This window comes from Vibrio sp. SCSIO 43140, assembly GCF_023716585.1.
GTDB classification, from domain to species: Bacteria; Pseudomonadota; Gammaproteobacteria; order Enterobacterales; family Vibrionaceae; genus Vibrio; species Vibrio maritimus_B.
Genome location: NZ_CP071851.1, coordinates 372,406 through 391,683, shown reverse-complemented (window position 1 = coordinate 391,683; position 19,278 = coordinate 372,406). Strand labels below are relative to the sequence as shown.

Annotated in this window: 19 protein-coding genes and 1 pseudogene; 8 read left to right on the top strand and 12 right to left on the bottom strand. The window is 46.5% G+C overall.

What is annotated here, in order from left to right:
• Nucleotides 1-191 precede the first annotated feature (191 nt).
• Nucleotides 192-710: a hypothetical protein gene (locus J4N45_RS20270; protein ID WP_252016461.1), complete on the top strand. Its 519-nt coding sequence runs from the start codon at nucleotides 192-194 to the stop codon at nucleotides 708-710.
• Between the two features lie 27 nt (nucleotides 711-737).
• Here the strand turns inward: J4N45_RS20270 and J4N45_RS20265 are convergent, their stop codons facing one another.
• A complete protein-coding gene (locus J4N45_RS20265) occupies nucleotides 738-1,667 on the bottom strand; it encodes a LysR family transcriptional regulator (RefSeq protein ID WP_252016458.1) in 930 nt (309 codons plus the stop codon).
• Between the two features lie 90 nt (nucleotides 1,668-1,757).
• On the opposite strand from J4N45_RS20265, the gene J4N45_RS20260 reads away from it, so the two are divergent.
• Together J4N45_RS20260 and J4N45_RS20255 are read left to right on the top strand one after the other, a co-directional pair.
• On the top strand, nucleotides 1,758-2,000 hold the full coding sequence (locus tag J4N45_RS20260; RefSeq protein WP_042470784.1) for a DUF2798 domain-containing protein: 243 nt from the start codon (nucleotides 1,758-1,760) through the stop codon (nucleotides 1,998-2,000).
• Between the two features lie 49 nt (nucleotides 2,001-2,049).
• Nucleotides 2,050-2,598 carry a carboxymuconolactone decarboxylase family protein gene (locus tag J4N45_RS20255; RefSeq protein WP_252016455.1) on the top strand — a complete coding sequence of 183 codons (549 nt, stop codon included), beginning with the start codon at nucleotides 2,050-2,052 and terminating at the stop codon, nucleotides 2,596-2,598.
• 224 nt (nucleotides 2,599-2,822) lie between these two features.
• Here the strand turns inward: J4N45_RS20255 and J4N45_RS20250 are convergent, their stop codons facing one another.
• From J4N45_RS20250 to J4N45_RS20235, 4 genes are all read right to left on the bottom strand, one after another.
• The gene (locus tag J4N45_RS20250) at nucleotides 2,823-3,272 is read right to left on the bottom strand and encodes a hypothetical protein (RefSeq protein WP_128649840.1); all 450 of its coding nucleotides are present in this window, start codon (nucleotides 3,270-3,272) and stop codon (nucleotides 2,823-2,825) included.
• Nucleotides 3,269-3,634, bottom strand: coding sequence for a hypothetical protein (locus tag J4N45_RS20245; protein ID WP_252016452.1), 366 nt, complete (start codon nucleotides 3,632-3,634; stop codon nucleotides 3,269-3,271). The genes J4N45_RS20250 and J4N45_RS20245 overlap by 4 nt, the downstream gene beginning before the upstream one ends.
• A 76-nt stretch (nucleotides 3,635-3,710) precedes the next feature.
• Entirely contained in the window at nucleotides 3,711-5,333 is a 1,623-nt protein-coding gene (gene gntH / locus J4N45_RS20240) for a guanitoxin biosynthesis MBL fold metallo-hydrolase GntH (RefSeq protein ID WP_252016449.1), read from the bottom strand.
• Nucleotides 5,334-5,423: 90 nt separating this feature from the next.
• Complete coding sequence (locus J4N45_RS20235) at nucleotides 5,424-5,942, bottom strand: outer membrane beta-barrel protein (RefSeq protein WP_252016446.1); 519 nt, start codon at nucleotides 5,940-5,942, stop codon at nucleotides 5,424-5,426.
• A gap of 225 nt (nucleotides 5,943-6,167) precedes the next feature.
• On the opposite strand from J4N45_RS20235, the gene J4N45_RS20230 reads away from it, so the two are divergent.
• Nucleotides 6,168-7,013 carry a LysR family transcriptional regulator gene (locus tag J4N45_RS20230; RefSeq protein WP_252016442.1) on the top strand — a complete coding sequence of 282 codons (846 nt, stop codon included), beginning with the start codon at nucleotides 6,168-6,170 and terminating at the stop codon, nucleotides 7,011-7,013.
• 99 nt (nucleotides 7,014-7,112) lie between these two features.
• On the top strand, nucleotides 7,113-7,589 hold the full coding sequence (locus tag J4N45_RS20225; protein ID WP_252016440.1) for a DM13 domain-containing protein: 477 nt from the start codon (nucleotides 7,113-7,115) through the stop codon (nucleotides 7,587-7,589).
• Nucleotides 7,590-7,779: 190 nt separating this feature from the next.
• Here the strand turns inward: J4N45_RS20225 and J4N45_RS20220 are convergent, their stop codons facing one another.
• Nucleotides 7,780-8,178 carry a hypothetical protein gene (locus tag J4N45_RS20220; RefSeq protein WP_234497295.1) on the bottom strand — a complete coding sequence of 133 codons (399 nt, stop codon included), beginning with the start codon at nucleotides 8,176-8,178 and terminating at the stop codon, nucleotides 7,780-7,782.
• Between the two features lie 315 nt (nucleotides 8,179-8,493).
• Here J4N45_RS20220 and J4N45_RS20215 point away from each other — a divergent pair, with 315 nt between their 5' ends.
• A complete protein-coding gene (locus tag J4N45_RS20215; protein WP_042470774.1) occupies nucleotides 8,494-8,772 on the top strand; it encodes a hypothetical protein in 279 nt (92 codons plus the stop codon).
• A gap of 73 nt (nucleotides 8,773-8,845) precedes the next feature.
• Here the strand turns inward: J4N45_RS20215 and J4N45_RS20210 are convergent, their stop codons facing one another.
• The 6 genes from J4N45_RS20210 to J4N45_RS20185 all read right to left on the bottom strand — a co-directional run bounded on the left by J4N45_RS20210 (nucleotide 8,846) and on the right by J4N45_RS20185 (nucleotide 15,586).
• The gene (locus J4N45_RS20210; RefSeq protein WP_234497296.1) at nucleotides 8,846-9,820 is read right to left on the bottom strand and encodes a TAXI family TRAP transporter solute-binding subunit; all 975 of its coding nucleotides are present in this window, start codon (nucleotides 9,818-9,820) and stop codon (nucleotides 8,846-8,848) included.
• Nucleotides 9,821-9,863: 43 nt separating this feature from the next.
• A complete protein-coding gene (locus J4N45_RS20205) occupies nucleotides 9,864-10,706 on the bottom strand; it encodes a beta-keto acid cleavage family enzyme (protein ID WP_252016438.1) in 843 nt (280 codons plus the stop codon).
• A gap of 2 nt (nucleotides 10,707-10,708) precedes the next feature.
• Entirely contained in the window at nucleotides 10,709-12,043 is a 1,335-nt protein-coding gene (locus tag J4N45_RS20200; RefSeq protein WP_252016436.1) for an aspartate aminotransferase family protein, read from the bottom strand.
• A gap of 176 nt (nucleotides 12,044-12,219) precedes the next feature.
• Entirely contained in the window at nucleotides 12,220-12,789 is a 570-nt protein-coding gene (locus J4N45_RS20195; RefSeq protein WP_394150486.1) for a DUF2959 domain-containing protein, read from the bottom strand.
• A gap of 193 nt (nucleotides 12,790-12,982) precedes the next feature.
• Nucleotides 12,983-13,696, bottom strand: a complete 714-nt coding sequence (locus tag J4N45_RS20190; protein ID WP_234497302.1) for a GntR family transcriptional regulator — start codon at nucleotides 13,694-13,696, stop codon at nucleotides 12,983-12,985.
• Between the two features lie 273 nt (nucleotides 13,697-13,969).
• Nucleotides 13,970-15,586 (bottom strand): PTS fructose transporter subunit IIC, encoded by a 1,617-nt coding sequence (locus tag J4N45_RS20185; protein WP_252016434.1) that lies wholly within the window; start codon nucleotides 15,584-15,586, stop codon nucleotides 13,970-13,972.
• 387 nt (nucleotides 15,587-15,973) lie between these two features.
• Between J4N45_RS20185 and J4N45_RS20180 the strand changes: the two are divergent.
• Nucleotides 15,974-16,417 (top strand): annotated as a pseudogene (locus J4N45_RS20180) (fructose PTS transporter subunit IIA); the annotation flags it as partial.
• Nucleotides 16,418-16,592: 175 nt separating this feature from the next.
• Nucleotides 16,593-19,232 (top strand): mannosylglycerate hydrolase, encoded by a 2,640-nt coding sequence (gene mngB / locus J4N45_RS20175; protein WP_252016433.1) that lies wholly within the window; start codon nucleotides 16,593-16,595, stop codon nucleotides 19,230-19,232.
• Nucleotides 19,233-19,278: the final 46 nt, after the last annotated feature.

The window sequence follows — 19,278 nt, the reverse complement described above, 5'->3', positions numbered from 1 at the left end:
GCCATGGATATTTAAATCACAACCCCCACTTAGGTCTTATTTCAACTAGAGATCCGAAAATGACCAGTATTCATCATCACCTTTAAAAATTCAAATATGCACGCTTCTAATTCATTACTGTCTATTTTTGAATGATAAGAAGCTCGGTATCATGCTTATCACTTGGTCACGTTCACTACAGGTTCAATACTATGAGCACTTCACAACTCATCCTCGAATTATCGCTAATCGTTACTATGTTGCTTGTCACTGGTTACTATCTTTTTCGCACTTATGACGCTTCAGACTCTGTCTCAAAGCGCTCACAAAAAATCCTAACCGGTTTACTGGGTGCGTTTATGGTTATGGCTGGAACCGTTAAGTTCTTTGACCCATTCACAACCATGTTCACACAACAAATCGCGCTAAGTGAGCTTCCGTTTCCGACCTTGTCTCGCTGGGCAGGTCAATTAGGAGAGATTACCGCAGGCGTTTTGTTAATGGTTCTCATGGTCGCATCTCATCGATTGAGTACCAGAACCAATGACATTCTGATAACGGCTTCTACGTTACTGACGACAGCAATCATGATCGTCGCCGTGTATGTTCATTTGCTTCCAAGCGTGCCTGCTGAAGTACTCCCACTTCAATCTAAACCGCCGGTCATGACGCTAATTATTCTTGGATTAGCTTGGTTAAATGCCTATCTATATCAGCGAAACCGTTCATAAAAAAGAACCCGCATATGCGGGTTCTTTTTATTCTATTTGGGTTTTCTCATCACCAATCGATGCCAAAAATTGGTCAGTCTTTCCAAATTTCTCGAATACCATATCTCTAAATGCGACAACCCTTGTCGCAATCAACTTCCTATCTGCCCAAACTAAATAGGCCTTACCTGCCGGACATTCTACTTCAGGTAATACTCGCACTAATCGCCCAGCCTTGGCATGTTTATCAAATGCCGCCAATGGCATCATGCAAACCCCTGCTCCCTGCAACGTCGCTTCAATATTCAAACGTAGACTGCTGATGTCATATTTGGGTTGATAAGGAATTTGCACGGTCTTGCTGCCCTCCTTTAGTTCCCAATAAGGGAGGTTATTCCCAGACAGTAAGCGGTGCATCAGTAAGTCTTCGGTACTTTTAGGCACACCATGCTTGGATAAATAATCCGGCGACGCCGCCATGACGAGCGGTGATTCAAAAAGACGTCGTTGAACTAAGTTTGTGGCATGGGGCGGACTCGTCACGATAGCAAGGTCAATCTGATCGTCAAAAAAGCGCTCAGTCCCTGCACTAAACTGGATACTTATGGTGATTTCTGGATGCTGTTCCATAAAATCGATAGCCAGTTTTTGCAAAAAGTTATCCGCAAATGGTTCTGGGCAAGAAACACGGATTTCCCCGGTTAATACAGGTTGGCTATTTGAAAGCTGAACCCATTGATCATTGAGCTGAGAAAACAGAGCAGCAAATCGCTGATAGTACTCATCCCCTGCCGTGGTTAATTGAAATTGCTTGGCGTTTCGGTGAACCAACTTCTCTCCTGTTTGTTCCTCCAGACTAGCAACAGCTCGTGAGAGAGTTGGAGCAGATACATGCGTCTTGAGGCTTGCAGCAGCAAAACCTCCACACTCTACTGATTGGCAAAACAGGTACAGATTGGATATATCTTTAGCTTTCATAATTGCACGCTTCAGATTCAATATTGTCTATTTTTGATTGATTAATCGAAGACTAGAATAGCGTCATAAGTTAGTCAACTGGAGCAAACAATGAAAAAGTTTCCACGTAAATTTCAGTACCCATTAATGGTATCCATGGTATTGCCAACCATGCTGTTAGGTATGCCGGCAATCATGGTGGCTAAGAATCTTCCAAATGGCGCCTCTTTCCTAGACGCTTGGATGAATGCTGCGGGACAAATGCTTCCATCAGCCTTGCTACTTCTCGCGATCGTCGCACCGACAGTTCGCCTATTAGTGACTAAAATCCTTCTTGAGCCAGAAGCGAAATAGTCAACGTAACCACTATCAAAAATAGTCAGAATTGAATGAGGAAAATACTATGAATAACTTCAAACTACATACCGTCGATAGCGCACCAGAAAAAAGCAAAGCGATTCTAGAGGGTGCTCAAAAACAGATGGGGATGGTTCCGGGGCTTTATGCGGTGATGGCAGAGTCTCCAGAAACACTCAAAGCCTATACCCAACTGCATCAACTGTTCACCCAGACGTCTTTTGATGCTGAAGAGCTCACTGTGGTTTGGCAAACTATCAACGTTGAACATGAATGTCACTACTGTGTACCTGCACACACGGGGATCGCTCATTCGATGAAAGTCGATTCAGAGTTGATCGAAGCACTTCGTAATGATGCAGCAATGCCAACAGATAAACTGCAAGCGCTCAAAGACTTCACTCTCAGCATGGTTCGCAATCGCGGAAATGTGCCACAAGAAGAGGTTGCTGCATTCTACGATGCCGGATACGGGCCACAGCAAGTCCTTGAAGTGATCTTGGGTCTATCACAGAAGGTGATCAGTAACTATGTAAACCACATGGCGGATACGCCTGTCGATAAGGTGTTTGAAAAGTTCGCATGGCATAAATGATTACGTAACTGTGCATGCAATGAGGGTTCGCTTTAAATAAGCTGACCCTCTTACTTTGTGTTCATACTTGGAGGTTTTGAAATCCTCAGCCCTCTAGATACTGCCCCCATACCCAAAGAGCTAATACTCAAAAGACACCCAAACTGTACTGCTTTTTCCTGGAAATGATGGTCATCACTCCTTAAATACCGCTCAATAGTTAGTAGATTGGGTTGTTAAAACGGTTACGCTTCAGGCTTATCTTGTGACTTTTCACTTCCTGATAGCTTTATTTGGCGATTGAACTCTCTATCAGCCAGTTCTTGCTCGTCATATAGGTCCTCTAGTACCACTTGATCCATCGCCATCACGTCAAAGAACTGATCTTTGCAATAGTCACTGGTCCATTTAGGTAGCATTTCTGGATCGTTAGCGATGTCCTTTACATGGTCTGCTGCAAAATGCGCATAGTGCTCAAACAACTCCTCATCTGTGCCATTTGCAACCCATGCCAGCTTTTTAAACCACACCGCAGACTGCTCTTCGGATATGTGTTCGTTAACTTTGCAAACCGACATTGCCACTAACGATTCGGTGTAGTTCTCATAATGCGGCAAGGTGTTGTGGACGTGAGCGCCACAAGCAATAGCCAACGTTGGAATCAGTGCTACCAAACCAGTTACGACTTTCTTCATAGCGATTTCTCCTCAGGTTGAGTACACATTTGTTTGACATGCCCTTTCTGCTCGGCTTCTTGAATCAGTTTTTCCCCAAGGCTGACGCCCTGTAGATACATTTCATCTTCTTCGCTAAAGGTATAAGTTTCATGAAGTACTTCTTGTGATAGGCCTTCAATGGTTTCTCTAATCATCATGGCGTTTTGAAGCGAGTACTCCGGGCTCATAGTGCCTAGCTCTACGCAGTATGCATTTACCCTCTCTACAGCCGCCGCGGCCATTACGGCATTATCTCGGCTAAAGAGTGTGTCGTGATCATGTTGCGCGGCATGAGCTGCGGTACCAATCAGGCTCAAGCTCATCAATGTGAAAGTGGTCATTCGTCTAAACATAATGTGGTCTCGATAAAAAAGCGGTTGGAACACGGGCATCGTGCGTGATGCCCGCCAGTCTGGGTTATTGTTGTTTTGTATTGTCTTTGCGAGTATCGCGATAAGGGTCTGCAGACTCTTTTCTGTGGACAGAACGCGGCTCTAAGCCATGCGCTTCACGCATTTCATCCACCATTCGTTGCTTCTCACCCATGCCGCGTTTCATGCTCTCTGGTAACACTTCCGTTGGCACAATAAGGTCACGATCCAGCGGCCACTCTTTTAGCAGTTCTGGGTGATAGCCTTCTGGGTAATACAAAGCTTCATCAATCTCGAGGTCTCTGATCTCTTGTTCTTGAATGTCTGCTCGCGAGTTTTTAGGAACAGGTACTCGGAACACTTCACCGTCATTAAGGTTGAACTGAGGCGCTCGGTTGTTTGGAAAATCTGGAATGATCCCCTCTCGTACCCAAGCTTTCTCAGGGGTAATGTTGGCAACGATCATGTCTGGCGCGCCAAAGTGGTAAGGTCCCTTCCAGTGCTCACGGACCTGCGCTACGGTCTCATTGTTGTAATAAGGGTCGAACTCCATGTGTGTGGTCATAAACAGCCTTGGCTGTACTTGATTTGCAAGCCAACCCGCCGCGTAGCCAGACGTGTGATGAGTATCGATGGTATAGCGCGTCAAGAAAGCTGGAACACCTTGTACGATAGACGCAAGCCCAACCAACTCGGTTTGCACTTCGGTGACAAACAGGTCGCAGCCTTTGCCATATTCAATGTCAAGTTCGGTCGGTCGACCATCGCCTGTCCATACAAAACATAACGACTCTTCTTCACTGATCGTCCAATCGAGCCTGTAAGCAGATGCGCCATCTTTCGCGTGTGAGCGACGCCAGTGAGAAACTTTGACACCGTCAACGTCGTAGATAACGCCGCCATCGTCTTTAAAGTCGTACTCCACTACTTCAATATCGTTGCCTGAAGGGAACACATCAAAGGCATCTTGGTGCCACGAAAGCATCTGAAGCATGCCCTCAACCATGTGACGTGTTCCGTCTTCTGGATTTCGACCTGACGGGCCATAGATGGTTAGTGGTTTTTCCCAGCGACCGTTCCATCCACCAAACTGGTACAGGTACGGTAATGAACCGAAGTGGTCTACGTGTAGGTGTGTGATAAAGACCTTATCAAGTTCGTTTAAAGCTACGCCAGCACCGATGTAGTTGGCGATCGACGCTTCTCCCAAGTCGAATACAAAATTATCGCCGTTACCCAGTTCTACATAGATAGATGTATTCGCCTGACCAGGTCGAATCATTGGCGACGTACCCATGAACGTCACGCGCATCTCGTTGTGCTGAACCTGTTCTGTTCGAGGAAACCAGTTTGCCGCGGTAACCATATGGTCCATCGGCTCGATACCATCAAACATCAGGCCCTCTTTCCAGAGCTCTTCACCCGTTTGAATGTCCGTTTTGAGACCGCCTTGTAAAATGGCGTGAATCTCTTCTGGAGACGAATAAATTTTTCCTCCTTGTTTCATCAGCTCATCCGTACTGACATTTTGTTCGTAGTTGTAGTGCTTGTAACCTGAAAAACTGGCTGAATTTTCAGATTGATAATGCTCGAAAGGGTTCTGTGCAAATACCGAGCTCGACATGAGAATCGCGCCCGTGATAACACTTAATTGGTGAATTTTTCGCATAGTGATCTCTCCACGCCCACAATGTGAGGCTGGTGATTAAAAGTTGAGGTATATGTCGCGGGCTACCCCGCTATTTGGTTTAGGGTGACGCTATAAGGGCAGTCGAAAACCGACCAGCAATGTATTCTCAGGTAGGAAACGTGCGTCGGTATGGGAAGTGTGAATGTCGGTTTTAAACTCAGCATAAACGGGGACTTCTTGGTGCTGCACTCGAAGACCGATGTTAGAGCTGAATCCTAGATGACCGCCTTTGTCTGTAGCTTTGCGATCTTCATTATTCATAACACCCGTCGTCATGCCGCCTTCTAAAAAAGGACGAAGTTCAAAGCTGTTTGGTAAAGCGAAGTTGTAGCCAAGCTCAAGAGCAAAACCGCCACCGGTATAATCAATACTGCTGTCCGTACCTTTATAAAGATCAAAATTGATCCCCAAGTATTGATTTAGCTCCAGACCGACCGTGGCATTGACTGCTGAATGGCTGCCTTCAAGGGATGAATAGCCTAAACCACCTCTAAACTTAAGATCTGACTCAGGGGAGTGAGCCTTCGCTGCGCCAGTGAATACCAGCGCTGACAACGCCATAATAGAAATGATACGAGTGTTTTTCATTGTTTGAGTTCTCTTAATCTCTGAATAACCAATCACCTCCTTGTGTCGTTGAGAGCAAGTTTAAACATCCGTAAGAATGATATAAATAAAGCAAAAATCCATTTATATATAAATTTAATTTATATATAAATACTTCGATATCCTACATATTCAGGCTGCTTCCCCCAATTGACAGCACTCAACCCTCTGCTAGGATAGAGATATCATCCATCAAATCAGTTTGTTATGGACTTAAACCTACTCTCAACGTTTAGCGCCGTTTATCGACATCGCTCTATCACCGTTGCGGCGGAAGAGTTAGAGCTTACACAGCCGGCCGTTAGTGCCGCATTGAAACGTTTGGAAGGCGTCGTAGGCAAAACTTTGTTCGTGCGCTCAGGTAGAGGCATTGCACCGACTGGGGCCGCGGTAGCTTTAGCGGATAAAATTGAAATGCCGCTCGCCGTTCTAGAAACGATAGAAAAACGACAAGAGATAACAAAGGTCTACTGCAGCGAGGCATTGATGCACTTGGTTTGTGACCTTCCGGGATTGTCATTCATCGAAGCACCATTAAGTGAAGAGCAGCTTTTGGCAGATATAGACTCACAAAAAGTTCATCTCGCGATTGATATCGCAACAAGTATGAGCCAAGCCCATATTGTAGAGGATATCTTTGATGAGCCTGCTGTGTGCGTATGTAGAAAAGATCATCCAGACATCGGCGACACTCTGTCTTATGAGGACTACTTCAACGCACAACATATCGCGCTAAAAATTCGCCGTAACAACGTCAACATGATGGACTTCCTATCGGAAAAACCTAGCCCGCACAGAGTGGTTAAAGCGGAAACAGGCTCAGTTTCTAGCATGTTGGCATTGGCAGCAACAACCAACCTTCTTGGTGCGTCAACGCTTTCGCTTGCAAACCATTTGGCGCCAATGCTTAACCTAAAGGTGTTCCCGATTCCATTAGAGATACGCAACGTCCAACATCGAATGATCTATCATCGCCGATTCATAAACGATACCGATCACAAGGCAACACGTGAAACACTCAAAGCGGTCATCCAAAACAATCAGTATCAATAAATAAGAGCACTTATTACGTTAACGAAGTTGATGAGCGCATCAAGCTTGCACTATGGTTAGCACTAGAAGTGACAACGTCGTAACGTCAAAGGAGTGACTGTGAAACGAGTAATTCTACTATTTACCCACCTCGGAGCCCTCTTCTTTGGGTTCATGCTCGGCATCTATGTATTGCCGATCTTGACTCAGCCAGAATCGCCATCAGAAGAGATGGTTCGTTCGCAATCTAACGCCATCCTCTATCAGGGAGAGTTTGATAAAAACCGCCAAGACAGCGATTTTCTTCATTGGGGGGAAGGAACCATCAGCTTCTCAGCGGACAGTGCTATTTTCGTTGGGGAACTGGCACCGGGACCAGACTACAAGCTGTACCTATCGCCGACCTACGTCGAGACCGAAGCTGACTTTATGGCAGCCAAAGCATCAATGTTGCAGGTGGGAGATGTGAAAACATTTGATCGCTTCTTGATTCCACTGCCAGAGCAAACAGATTTGAGTCAGTATCAGGCCGCAATTATTTGGTGTGAGAGTTTTGGGGAGTTCATTACTTCAGCAAAACTAACAGGAACGCTTTAATAACAAAAACTTAGTTGGAACTGTGAACACAGTTCCAACTCACTATAGCACTAACATTGCGCTCACCTAACCCTGACAAAGGATAATGCAAGTCGATGCACTATGGCGATGCCTTAAGCACCTAGTGCATGTGTTATGCGTGTAACTCGAGGCAATACCCCCTTTTGTATTGCCTCTTTTTTTATCTGTGTTAGAACTTCCAAGATACACCTAAGTCCACACCAACTCCGACATCGGCACCATCGTTAAACTTCACCTCTGGTGTTGCAAACAGATCCACATCTAAGTTTTTCACTGGCTCCCAACGAAGACCAACAGGCGCGTGAATATCGACACGTTCACTGTTCCAGTTATAACCGACACCACCCTCGACAAACCAGCTGATATTGTGTTCAGCAGAAATTGGTTTTTCTAAGAAAGCAAAGCCACCATTCACATAGTTGTCTTTAACACCAACAATCACCTTATCGAACTGGAAGGTCACACCGCGTTTGGTATCCGCACCTAACTCAAATGCTTGTGCTGTTGTTGTCAATGCCAAAATACCAGTAGTTGCTAGTGCTAGTTTTGTGATGAATGTTTTTTTCAAAGTCGTTGCCTCAATCAAGCCATCCTAAGCGGTTCAATCCTCAATAATGGGAGTCGGACACAATGCGATTCCTGCTGGGCATGTTGTTATTTACCCGTCGTTAGCAGCTTCTCATTTGTGTGTTCGACCAAGTGATGGAGCGTATTTTAGAGCTGAATGATTTTTGTACTTACCATTTCGTGCCACGATGATGAAAAGCACTCGACGTCCACTAGGAAACATAAATATGATTAATGGTACAAATCTATATAACTGCCTATATCTAAAATGATGTGGTGGTTAATCTAGTTAGCAAGCCCCAAAGAAGAGAAAACGATGACGACACTTAACCCTTATGAGCAATCAAATCAAGATAATGCTCACGCATCTCCAATCTGGATCGGAACGCAGATGCGCAATGTAAGACAGGGAGTCGCCGCCGCCAATGAACTGGAGTTAGAACATATACAACGTGCTTATCAAAGCTGGGAAAACCTCGTTGCTTATGGCATGGCGCCGTCAATGATTTGCCATCTCGCTGATATCACACCCGCAGATCTCATTCATATTCGCTATCTCGCCACACGAGAGACAACGACAGAAATTCAGAGCTAGCAGATAAAGAAAACCCAACGCAAAAGCGTTGGGTTTGTTGTTTTCAAGGGTAAGGTTTAGAGATACGAGTTAGTTACTTCAACAAACCCACCTCTTTGTAGTACTTTTCAGCCCCTGGATGAAGAGGCGCAGAAAGGCCATCTTTGATCATCTCTTCTTTCTTCAGGTTCGCGAAAGCAGGGTGAAGTCGTTTAAAGTCATCGAAGTTTTCAAATACTGATTTAACTATGTTGTAAACCACATCCTCTGGCACGGCAGTAGATGAAACAAACGTCGCACCAACACCAAAGGTCATAGCGTCTGCTTCGTTACCTTTATACATGCCACCAGGCACCGTTGCCACGCGATAGAAGCTGTTGTCTGCCACCAACTTATCAACCACTGGACCTGCGACGGTCACAATCTTGCTGTCGCACGATGTGGTCGCTTCTTTGATTGCGCCGCTTGGGTGTCCCACGGTGTAGATCATGGCGTCAATTTTGTTATCACAAAGCGCTTTCGACTGTTCTGATGCTTTGAGTTCTGATGTCAATTTAAAGACATCCATACCCCAGCCGTAGCCATCCATCAAAACTTCCATGGTACCGCGCTGACCTGAGCCCGGGTTACCAATGTTTACTCGCTTACCTTTTAGATCCTCAAATGTCTCAATACCTGAATCAGCGCGGGCCACAACCGTGAACGGTTCTGGGTGAATAGAGAATACAGCACGCAAGTCTTTGTATGCACCAGCATCTTCAAACTTACTTGTGCCATTGTAGGCGTGGTATTGCCAATCGGATTGAGCGATACCCAGATCCAACTCGCCTGCTCGAATCGTGTTGATGTTGTAAATTGAGCCACCCGTACTTTCTACCGAACAGCGAATCGAATGGTCGGCGCGGTTCTTATTTACTAGGCGACAAATCGCACCTCCAGTAGGATAATACACGCCCGTTACGCCACCAGTACCTATTGTCACAAATCGGTCTTGAGCTTGCGCGAGGGTCGCTCCGCCCATTGCCATACATACAGCGGACACGGTTAACATGGTCTTCAATTTGGTCATAAGTATTCCTTTTCCTGTCGTAGGGGTCCTGACCGGTTACTCCTTAACTACCGGTCGAAGTGAGATGGTATTTCAACCTTTCGGCTGTCATTCGTTCAATGTTGAGCGCACTTGCTGTCTCTACCAACTGAGAGACCAAAGTGGCGTTGTTCGGGGCGATAGCACCTTGATTGTCATAATGATTATTTTCAAACCCAACACGAACATCAGCCCCCATAAGCATAGCAGCGGTTAAACACTTGTGTTCAAATTGACCAAATGCACACACTGCCCAACGGTGATCGAGCTCAAATAATTGCGATCCAAGTATGGTGATAAGATCGCTCGGATAAGCTACCTGTCCATCGCTATATCGCCCTAGTACCAATAGCAAATGGTGATGATAGTTAGGCAACACACCTTGAGATAACCACTGTAAGTAACGCCGTAAATCGTGATTATCGTAGAGGATGTATTGCGATAAGATCCCCTGCTCAGCCACCCAGTGAAAAAAATGACTCGCTGAAGCGATGTCGCTCTCGTCAGGAATGAGTTCTCTCAACGCAAAAGAGGCCGCTTCTGGCTTTACTGCTCTTATCAGCGCTTGCTGCTGCGCGGGGCTGTATTGACCGACAGCCTCCGTGGTGAGTTGTACCAGAATACTGTCGCCAACCTTGTCTTTTAGCGCTTCATAAAGCGGGAGGTTGTCTTCTATCTCGAGGGAATGCTGGCCAGTTCGCTTACGAGCATGAAGATGCACCATGGCAGCTCCCGCCTCTCGACAGGCGATCACCTCATCTATTATTGATTGCTGCGCTATCGGTATATTAGGGTGGTCCTCTTGAGTCTTACGAGCGCCATTGGGAGCGACAATGATGGCCGTTTGGGATGGCTGAAACAGTGACATATTTAGCGCCCCCATAAACTAGCAGCAAGACTGAGCGACACACTGAGCTTTGAAACTAACTCATCAAGCTCTGACTCTGAAATGATGAAAGGCGGTGCGAGCAAGACATGGTGCCCGAGCCTACCATCTATCGTTCCAGACATGGGATAGCACATGAGACCATTGTCCATCGCTATCGACTTCACCCATTTATGTGCTTGTGTTTCTATGGCTAACGGCGCTTTGGTTTCTCTGTCCGCCACTAGCTCTATACCAACAAATAGGCCTCTCCCTCGAATATCACCGACGAATGGCAGTTCACCAATGGCATCTTGGAGCCTCGACTGCAGCCCTTGCCCCTTGTGTAAGACCTTAGCAGTTAAGCTTTCATCAACAATAGTGTCTACGGTTGCTAACGCTGATGCGCACGCCATTGGGTGACCCATAAACGTATGGCCATGTTGAAAAAAGCCTGAGCCATTGGCGATTTGATTGTAGATTTTCTCATGAGCCAACACTGCCCCAATAGATTGATACCCCGCGCCCAATCCCTTCGCGACGGTGACAAGATCAGGTACAACAGCGTCTTGCTCGAAAGCAAAAAATGACCCCGTTCGCCCGATACCGCACATCACCTCATCAAGAATAAGCAGTACATCATATCGGTCGCATATCTCTCGAATACGCTGCAAATAACCCGCTGTCGCTGGCACCGCGCCAGCGGTTGCCCCAACGACCGGCTCGGCGACGAACGCCATGACACTCTCAGCGCCTAGGGCCAGGATTTTACTCTCAAGCTCATTCGCCGCTCTCAGGCTATATTCCACCTCAGTTTCCGAATCCAGTTTGTCACGATAGGCATAGCAGGGGGCGATATGATGACTAGTCGAGAGCAAAGGCCTAAAGGGCTCCCGACGCCACTCATTACCTCCAACAGCGAGCGCTCCTAGAGTATTCCCGTGATAGCTTTGCCGACGAGCAATAAACTGAGTCTTTTGTGTTTTGCCTTGTTCGACAAAATACTGACGTGCCATTTTCAGCGCGGCCTCTACAGCCTCCGAGCCACCACTCACAAAATACACATGCTTTAGTGGGTTAGGCGCGAGCTCCACCAAGCGGTCCGCTAATCGTTCACTACTCTCGGTGGTAAAAAATCCGGTGTGGGCATAGGGGATGCTCTCGAGCTGATCTCGAATCGCCTGCTTAACTCTGGGGTGACTGTGCCCCAAATTAGACACCGCAGCTCCACCACAACCGTCTAAATATGCCTTGCCCTTGGTATCAAAAAGATAGACTCCGTTACCATGACTCACGGTCGGCAACTGCCCTCGGCAACTACGATGAAATACACTACTCATGGTTCCCCTCGGATGTGGTGAGTTATTCGTTAATAGTTGTTTGCTTTAAGGGGTTTTACAAACTTAAACACAAGAAATTGATGTGACGGGAATCTTGAAAATACAATTTAGGCACAGAATGAAAAAAGCCCCCTGAACACAGGGGGGCTATCGATGAAGCTTCGTTGTTTAACTCTCTATTGGTTATTAAGCTTACCAATAAATTTATCCGACTCCTCTATCGCGGCATTCATCTGGTTGATCGCGACTTGAATGTCCTTCTCCAGACTGATTAATTCGCCTTGCAATGAGCCAATTGCACTCGCGTTAAGGTTGTGTTTGAGGTACAGCGTGTTATCGCGCAGCGTATTGAGGACAGGCGTCATCTTCTGCTCTGCTCGCTTCATCGCCTTAAGCATGGTTTGGTAGGATGCTCGAGTATCCTTTAACTTCTGCTCACTCGAACGACGCAGCTTAGCGCTGGTATATTGCTCAAGTTCAGTTTGCCACTCTTCAAACAACGCTTCTGAGACATCCTCTACTGCCGAAATGCGATCGCGCACCTCTTCCGCTGCCTTTTCGCTGTCTTCATACTTATCGTTGATGTCGTTGTAGACTTTTTCTAAATCACCACCATCAAAACCACTCAGTGCTGATACCGCTTCGAGCGCACTCGTAAACTCTTCTTGCGCTTCCTGCTGAGATTCTTTGGCGTCTTCAACTCGCGTCACCATAATGTCGCGTTTGTGGTAACCAACTTGCTCCATTGCAGAGTAATAAGTTGATTGGCAGCCCACTAAACCACCTACTGCCAAGGCTCCAATTAACATCCAACGCATTGTTTTTATTCCTTTTCGGTATGCTTGATAGGTTAACTATAAATGGGATACCTTGAAGATACCAAGTTCAAAGCTTGAACTTGGACCACAAGGCTCAAAAAAGCGACAGCATCAAGTAGAGTTAGTGACGTTTGGCTACCAAGGTGAACTTGTACTCGCTCGACTTAAAGTAGTTGCGGCTATACTCAAATACCGTGTCATCTTGTAAGTGACTGCGAGTGCGTTTCTCTATGATAGGTTGAGCGGGGTCCATATCGAGTAGCTGTGCAATCTCATCAGGCGGTAGGATTGGGATAATTTCCTGCTCGCTACGATCAATGACCATTCCTTTTTGCTTCTCGATGTATTCATATTTCGATCCCTGCATCACTTGGTAAGTGAGATCAGGAAACATTGCGGTTGGCATCCAAGTTTCCTCTACCGTGATTGGAGTTTCATCAAGGTAACGGACACGTTTCACGTAGAAAATTCGCTCGCCTTGGTTGATCTCTAGATGCTCTGCCATCGTTAGAGAAGCGGACTGAATTTCAAAAGCAAGTACATCGCTGTGAGTGACGCCTTCAAGGTGAGCCCATTTCTCAGCAAAGCTGGTTTGGCGGTAGATATCGTAGTTAACTTTGTTCTCTTTCACATAAGTACCACTGCCTTGCACGCTCTCAAGCTCCTCGTTTTCTATGAGTAATTTAAGTGCTTGCCTGACCGTCACACGACTCACAGAGAACTCTTCGCGCAGTTGAGCTTCTGTCGGAAGAGCATGACCAACGCGATACTCTCCAGTGCTGATTTTACTACGAATTTCATCAGCGATTTTACGATACATTGGCAATCTAGCCATAGATACCTCAACACTTAGACCTATCGACTAACAAATGAGTGAGCGATGTTAGTGAACTTGCCTTATAGACCAATTAGATAGAGCATATAATACAAATTATAAAATTATAATACAAATACAATCTGGTAATCTTCTGACCGCATTCAAATTTGTCAGCTAAAAGAGACCGACTCACGTAGTGACGAGTACCTAGATGGTGACTTTCCACCAAATAATACAAATCAGGCTCTAGGAAAACCTAGAGCCTGAAAAAAGGAGCAAAGTGCTTGCCCACTATGCTGTTTCGACTACCGCTTTTTTACTTGGGCCAAAAGCTTTCAGGGCAATCGTCAATGCGATAGAAACCGCGATACCAATTAAGAAATAAAGTAGCCAAGCCGTTGGGTCGCCGATAACCGGTAGCATGAATACCGCACCACCTGCGACAGTACCGATAGTAATCTTCGACGAGAGAATAAGTCCCGCAGCAACACCACCGCCAATCATATGTGCTGGAATGATACGCATTGGATCTTTTACAGCGTAAGGGATTGCACCTTCAGTGATTCCACAGAAGCCCAAGATGGCTGTAGACGGCCCTGCCAGTCTGTCCTCTTTGTCGAAGTAGCGCTTAAATAGTACTGACATGATGCCAAGAGACATACCAGGGATACATTTTGCAGCCGTAAACGCCGCATAGAAAATCGAAGCATCGCCAGCGAAGTCACCACTGGTACCGACACCGATACAGAACATATAAGCCGCTTTGTTTACCGGACCACCCATATCAAAGCACGCCATCGCACCAAGGATGAAACCGAGGATCAATAGGTTGTTAGTACCCATCGACGTCAGCCATTCGACAAGGCCAGAGTTTAACTGAGCAAAGAACTTACCTGGGCCTACGTACATAAACAGCAGCGTACAAATACCGGCCAGTAGCGGAGTAATGATGATCATCTTAACGGACTCAAGCACCGCGGGTACTTTTATCTGGCGAATCAACATCACAAACAGCGCTGCAGCCGCACCTGCGACTAAGCCACCAAGGAAGCCACCCGTCATGATAGAGATCTTACCAAACCCACCACCCATGGCGACATAGCCGCCAACAAATCCCGGAGCTAAACCTGGTTTACCAACCATGCCATAGGCGGTAAAGGCAGCGAGAACACAAACCAATAGCGGGTTGAATGCTTTCAGTGTGCTGTAATACAGGAAGTGGACAATGCCTTGCAATGAAGACTCAAACTGAGCTTTCGCTTCAGGCTGGGCTATTGCTGCATATACCTCATTCTTAATCGCACTGATATCACTGCTAGCAAGGCCTTCGGCCGCGCTTACGATCCCAAGATCAGCATAGGTTTTACCGGTATATTCAATCAGGATAGCTTCATCATAAAGGTGGGTATAATCGTAGCCGAAGAATAGGTTCAATAAACCAACACAAAGGCCGCCGATTATGACAAGAGGGATGATGTGAGAAACACCTGAAAGTGCGCCTTTATACCAATCTTTTAGGAACTTAACGACGATGTTGTCATTACTTTGCTCTTCTGGCTCTGAGAAAGAGGCTACATTGGCTTTGGGAGTGGCGCCGCCCGCTTTTACTTTTTGCTCTAGAGCATCAAGCATCTCATCCGCTTTTTTTATGCCATCTTTCACTTTGCCTTGAACAGACGGAAGCCCTTCGAAGCGCTCTACTTCGGCAACGCCCACATCTGTGGCGAAAATAATGCCGTCCGCTTCAGCCACATCTTGCTCGGTAATGCGACCATCAAGGCCGTTAGCACCTTGCTTCTCGACCTTAATCTGCCACCCTCGGGCAGCCGCTTTATTCTCTAGATTCTTTGCTGCCATGTAGGTGTGAGCTACACCGGCAGTACATGCTGTAATCGCTAAGATTTTCATCTTTAGTCCCTTTCTTCACGCTTCTACAATTATTGAAGCAATATTGGATTTGCTCAATGCGTCAATTATTGCCTAGCTTTAGATTCTCATCTGTGACCCCCTTCACATATGTATTAAATAGGTATCTTTGTTGTATTATTACGAAGTGTATTTGTCTGAAGATAACCAAGAAAGGAATTATAAAAACAGCAACTTGCGCCAATAAGAATCAATCACTTAAAGTAACAAAACAATTAGTTACGTTACAGAGTCTTTACTTCCTCTCTAGGCAAATGCGGTTTTTGCATTTAATGAGACATTGATCACCCTTTATTTGTATTGTAGTGGTATTATTGTTGTATTAGCCAATCAGACATAACCCAGGCATTGGATTACGGAAGCAAGATTATGAACTTAACGACATTAACGAACCCATCTCTTATTAACCTACAGACCACATTTGCGAGTCGCGATGAAGCGATCCAATCATTAGCAGCTCAACTTGATCAACAAGGCAAGCTCCACGACAAAGATGAGTATCTGAAAGCAGTTTATGAACGCGAGGCTCATGGAGCCACCGCTCTCGGAGAGGGGCTTGCGGTTCCACACGGTAAGACGGACGCAGTAAAAGAAGCCGCATTCGCCGTCGCCACGCTAAAGCAGGATCTCAAGTGGCAAGGCATTGATGAAGAGGAAGACGTAAACCTCATCTTCTTAATCGCTATCCCAAATGCCGAAGCAGGTTCGACTCATATGCAATTACTAACCGAGCTTACCGGTACGTTGGTCGATGATGAAGTGCGCGAAGCCGTCCTTAAGGCAACAACCGTTGATGAGATCATGACTCTTCTTCGTGACGAAGAGCCTGCGCCAGCTGTCGAACCAACGGCTGCTGCAAAGCCGGCTTCGCAGCCACAAAAGAAGGAGCCAACGGGATTCTCTGGATTTGTATCGAAACTGTTTGGACGCTCTTAAGAGTTACCTATACCAAAGCACCTAACTCAACAGCATTAAAAAGGGTCTCACAATGACTACATCTCGCGTTCATATCACTCCTCACATGCACTGGGACCGTGAATGGTATTTCACAACAGAGGAATCACGCATTCTGCTTGTGAACAATATGGAAGAAATCATGCAGCGTCTGGAAAATGACCCTGAGTACAAATACTACGTACTCGATGGTCAGACTGCGGTTCTTGAAGATTACTTTGCCATCAAACCAGAAAATAAACAGCGAGTTAAAGCACTGGTTGAGGCTGGCAAACTGATTGTTGGTCCTTGGTACTCACAAACTGACACCATGCAAGTCTCTGGCGAGTCCATTGTTCGCAACATGCTTTACGGAATGCGTGACTGTCTTGCGCTGGGCAAACCAATGAAGATCGGCTACCTGCCAGATTCATTCTCAATGAGCTCACAGCTACCAATGATCTACAACGGTTTTGATATCGACACTGCTATGTTCTGGCGCGGCTGCTCTGAGCGTCACGGTACCGACAAAACGGAATTCTTGTGGCAATCAAACGATGGCTCTGAGGTTATGGCGCAGGTGCTGCCTCTTGGCTACGCGATTGGTAAATACCTACCACAAGATGAAGAAGGTCTAAGGGCTCGTCTAGATAAGTACTTCCCTGTGCTTGAAAAGCCTTCTGTGACCAAAGACATCCTATTACCAAACGGTCACGATCAAATGCCAATCCAAAAAGACATCTTTGAGGTGATGGACAAGCTACGTGAAATCTACCCAGATCGTGAGTTCGTCATGAGCCGCTTTGAAGAGGTCTTCGACCGTATCCGCGAAGAGCGTGACAACCTAGATACCATCAAAGGTGAGTTTAACGACGGTAAGTACATGCGTGTTCACCGCACCATTTCTTCGACTCGCATGGACATCAAGCTGATCCACGCAGAGGTAGAAAACAAGATCGTTAATATCTTAGAGCCGCTCGCTGCGATCGCTTGGACACTGGGTTTTGAGTACCACCATGGTCTTATAGAGAAAATGTGGAAAGAGAGCATGAAGAACCATGCCCACGATTCTATTGGTTGCTGCTGCTCAGACAAGGTTCATGCTGAGATCCTGAACCGCTACATTCTTGCTGACGATATGGCCACCAACCTGATCACTTTCTACAAGCGTAAGATCGTTGACCATATGCCAGCGCGCGAGGGCTGTGACAAGCTGGCGTTCTTTAACCTATCACCATACGAGCGTGAAGAAGTGATCAATACCACCATCACTATCCGCGCTGATAAATTTAATCTGTTTGATGATGAAGGCAACCCCGTTGAATACTTCATTCAAGACCAGCGTGTGATTGACCCAGGTAAGATTGACCGTCAAATCGTTCACTACGGTAATTACGACCCATTCATTGAATACGATATCCAGATCAAATACACAGTGCCTGCGATGGGCTTTACCACGCTGCATATTCAAGGTAGCCAAAACGGCGCACAAAAAGCTGTGAAGTCGACGTCAGAGTACCTAGAGAATGAGTTCTACCAAATCTCTGTGAACAGCAACGGTACCCTAACCGTACTGGACAAAGAAACGCAAATGACTTTCGACCAAGTGCTGCGCGTGGAAGACGGCTCAGACGATGGTGATGAGTACGACTACTCACCGTCTCGTAAAGAGTGGCTACTATATTCCGATGAGTTTGATGTTGAAACCAACATCAAACACGAAGGTTTCCAGTCTGTTGCGACAATCAAAACACGCATGAACGTGCCAGCAAACCTTGAAGAACGCGAGGCGCGTTCAGGGCAAAACGGCTTCGTCGATATGAACTGCAAGGTAGTGCTCAAACAAGGTTCACGCCGGATCGAAGTTCGTATGGAAATGGACAACCAAGCCGACGATCACCGTGTTCGCGTGCTGGTACCGACACCGTTTGTTTCTGAGACTGTAGTAGCGGACAACCAATTTGGTTTGATTACTCGTCCAACCAACGACCCAGCAATGGATGTTTGGGAGCAAGAGGGCTGGAAGGAAGCACCAGTGCCGGTGTACCAGCTTATGAATTTTGCAGCGGTAGAAAACCAAACTGGCGGCATGGCACTGATGACCAATGGTCTGCGTGAGTTCGAAGTGATTTCCAGCCAAGGTAATGAAGAACGCGACACCTTCGCACTCACTCTATTCCGCGGTGTAGGCGTGCTTGGTAAAGAAAACCTGCTGCTTCGCCCAGGTCGACCGTCTGGTATTAAGATCCCAACACCAGACTCACAAACTCGAGGCAAGATTGTATGTGAGTTCGCACTATTTGGTTTTGCGGGTAATCACATCGACGCCAACCTAATGGCCGAGGCTCGTGACAATGTGACGCCAATCCAGTGTTACAACAAGATCCCATACAACGCGATGAAGCTTAACGTAGGCGAGCAAGATAAGCCGTTGACCTACTCGCTACTCAACAAGGGCAAAAAAGGCGCGGTTCTGAGTGTCCTCAAAAAAGCTGAAGATGACAATGCATTGATTCTACGTGTCTACAACCCAGCAGAGACGGGCAGCATCGAGGACCACATTGACTTTGCTCAGCCAGTGACGTCATGGCGAGAGGTGAGCCTAGATGAACGAGCGCGCGAAACGAATGTAGCGTTGCAATCATTCGGTGAGCTGAAGCCTTGCCAAGCTCGAAGCTTCCAAATCAAGTTCTAACATCCACCAGCTCCCTCAATTGGGGGAGCAACCCATCGCTGATTGG

What these genes read in the sequence shown, in the direction of transcription:
- J4N45_RS20255 (WP_252016455.1), top strand. Translation starts at nt 2,050, where the DNA reads ATGAATAACTTCAAACTACATACCGTCGATAGCGCACCAGAAAAAAGC.
- J4N45_RS20190 (WP_234497302.1), bottom strand. Translation starts at nt 13,696, where the DNA reads ATGGCTAGATTGCCAATGTATCGTAAAATCGCTGATGAAATTCGTAGT.
- J4N45_RS20215 (WP_042470774.1), top strand. Translation starts at nt 8,494, where the DNA reads ATGACGACACTTAACCCTTATGAGCAATCAAATCAAGATAATGCTCAC.
- J4N45_RS20235 (WP_252016446.1), bottom strand. Translation starts at nt 5,942, where the DNA reads ATGAAAAACACTCGTATCATTTCTATTATGGCGTTGTCAGCGCTGGTA.
- J4N45_RS20270 (WP_252016461.1), top strand. Translation starts at nt 192, where the DNA reads ATGAGCACTTCACAACTCATCCTCGAATTATCGCTAATCGTTACTATG.
- gntH (WP_252016449.1), bottom strand. Translation starts at nt 5,333, where the DNA reads ATGCGAAAAATTCACCAATTAAGTGTTATCACGGGCGCGATTCTCATG.
- J4N45_RS20200 (WP_252016436.1), bottom strand. Translation starts at nt 12,043, where the DNA reads ATGAGTAGTGTATTTCATCGTAGTTGCCGAGGGCAGTTGCCGACCGTG.
- J4N45_RS20195 (WP_394150486.1), bottom strand. Translation starts at nt 12,789, where the DNA reads ATGGAGCAAGTTGGTTACCACAAACGCGACATTATGGTGACGCGAGTT.
- J4N45_RS20250 (WP_128649840.1), bottom strand. Translation starts at nt 3,272, where the DNA reads ATGAAGAAAGTCGTAACTGGTTTGGTAGCACTGATTCCAACGTTGGCT.
- J4N45_RS20185 (WP_252016434.1), bottom strand. Translation starts at nt 15,586, where the DNA reads ATGAAAATCTTAGCGATTACAGCATGTACTGCCGGTGTAGCTCACACC.
- mngB (WP_252016433.1), top strand. Translation starts at nt 16,593, where the DNA reads ATGACTACATCTCGCGTTCATATCACTCCTCACATGCACTGGGACCGT.
- J4N45_RS20245 (WP_252016452.1), bottom strand. Translation starts at nt 3,634, where the DNA reads ATGACCACTTTCACATTGATGAGCTTGAGCCTGATTGGTACCGCAGCT.
- J4N45_RS20265 (WP_252016458.1), bottom strand. Translation starts at nt 1,667, where the DNA reads ATGAAAGCTAAAGATATATCCAATCTGTACCTGTTTTGCCAATCAGTA.
- J4N45_RS20260 (WP_042470784.1), top strand. Translation starts at nt 1,758, where the DNA reads ATGAAAAAGTTTCCACGTAAATTTCAGTACCCATTAATGGTATCCATG.
- J4N45_RS20210 (WP_234497296.1), bottom strand. Translation starts at nt 9,820, where the DNA reads ATGACCAAATTGAAGACCATGTTAACCGTGTCCGCTGTATGTATGGCA.
- J4N45_RS20205 (WP_252016438.1), bottom strand. Translation starts at nt 10,706, where the DNA reads ATGTCACTGTTTCAGCCATCCCAAACGGCCATCATTGTCGCTCCCAAT.
- J4N45_RS20230 (WP_252016442.1), top strand. Translation starts at nt 6,168, where the DNA reads ATGGACTTAAACCTACTCTCAACGTTTAGCGCCGTTTATCGACATCGC.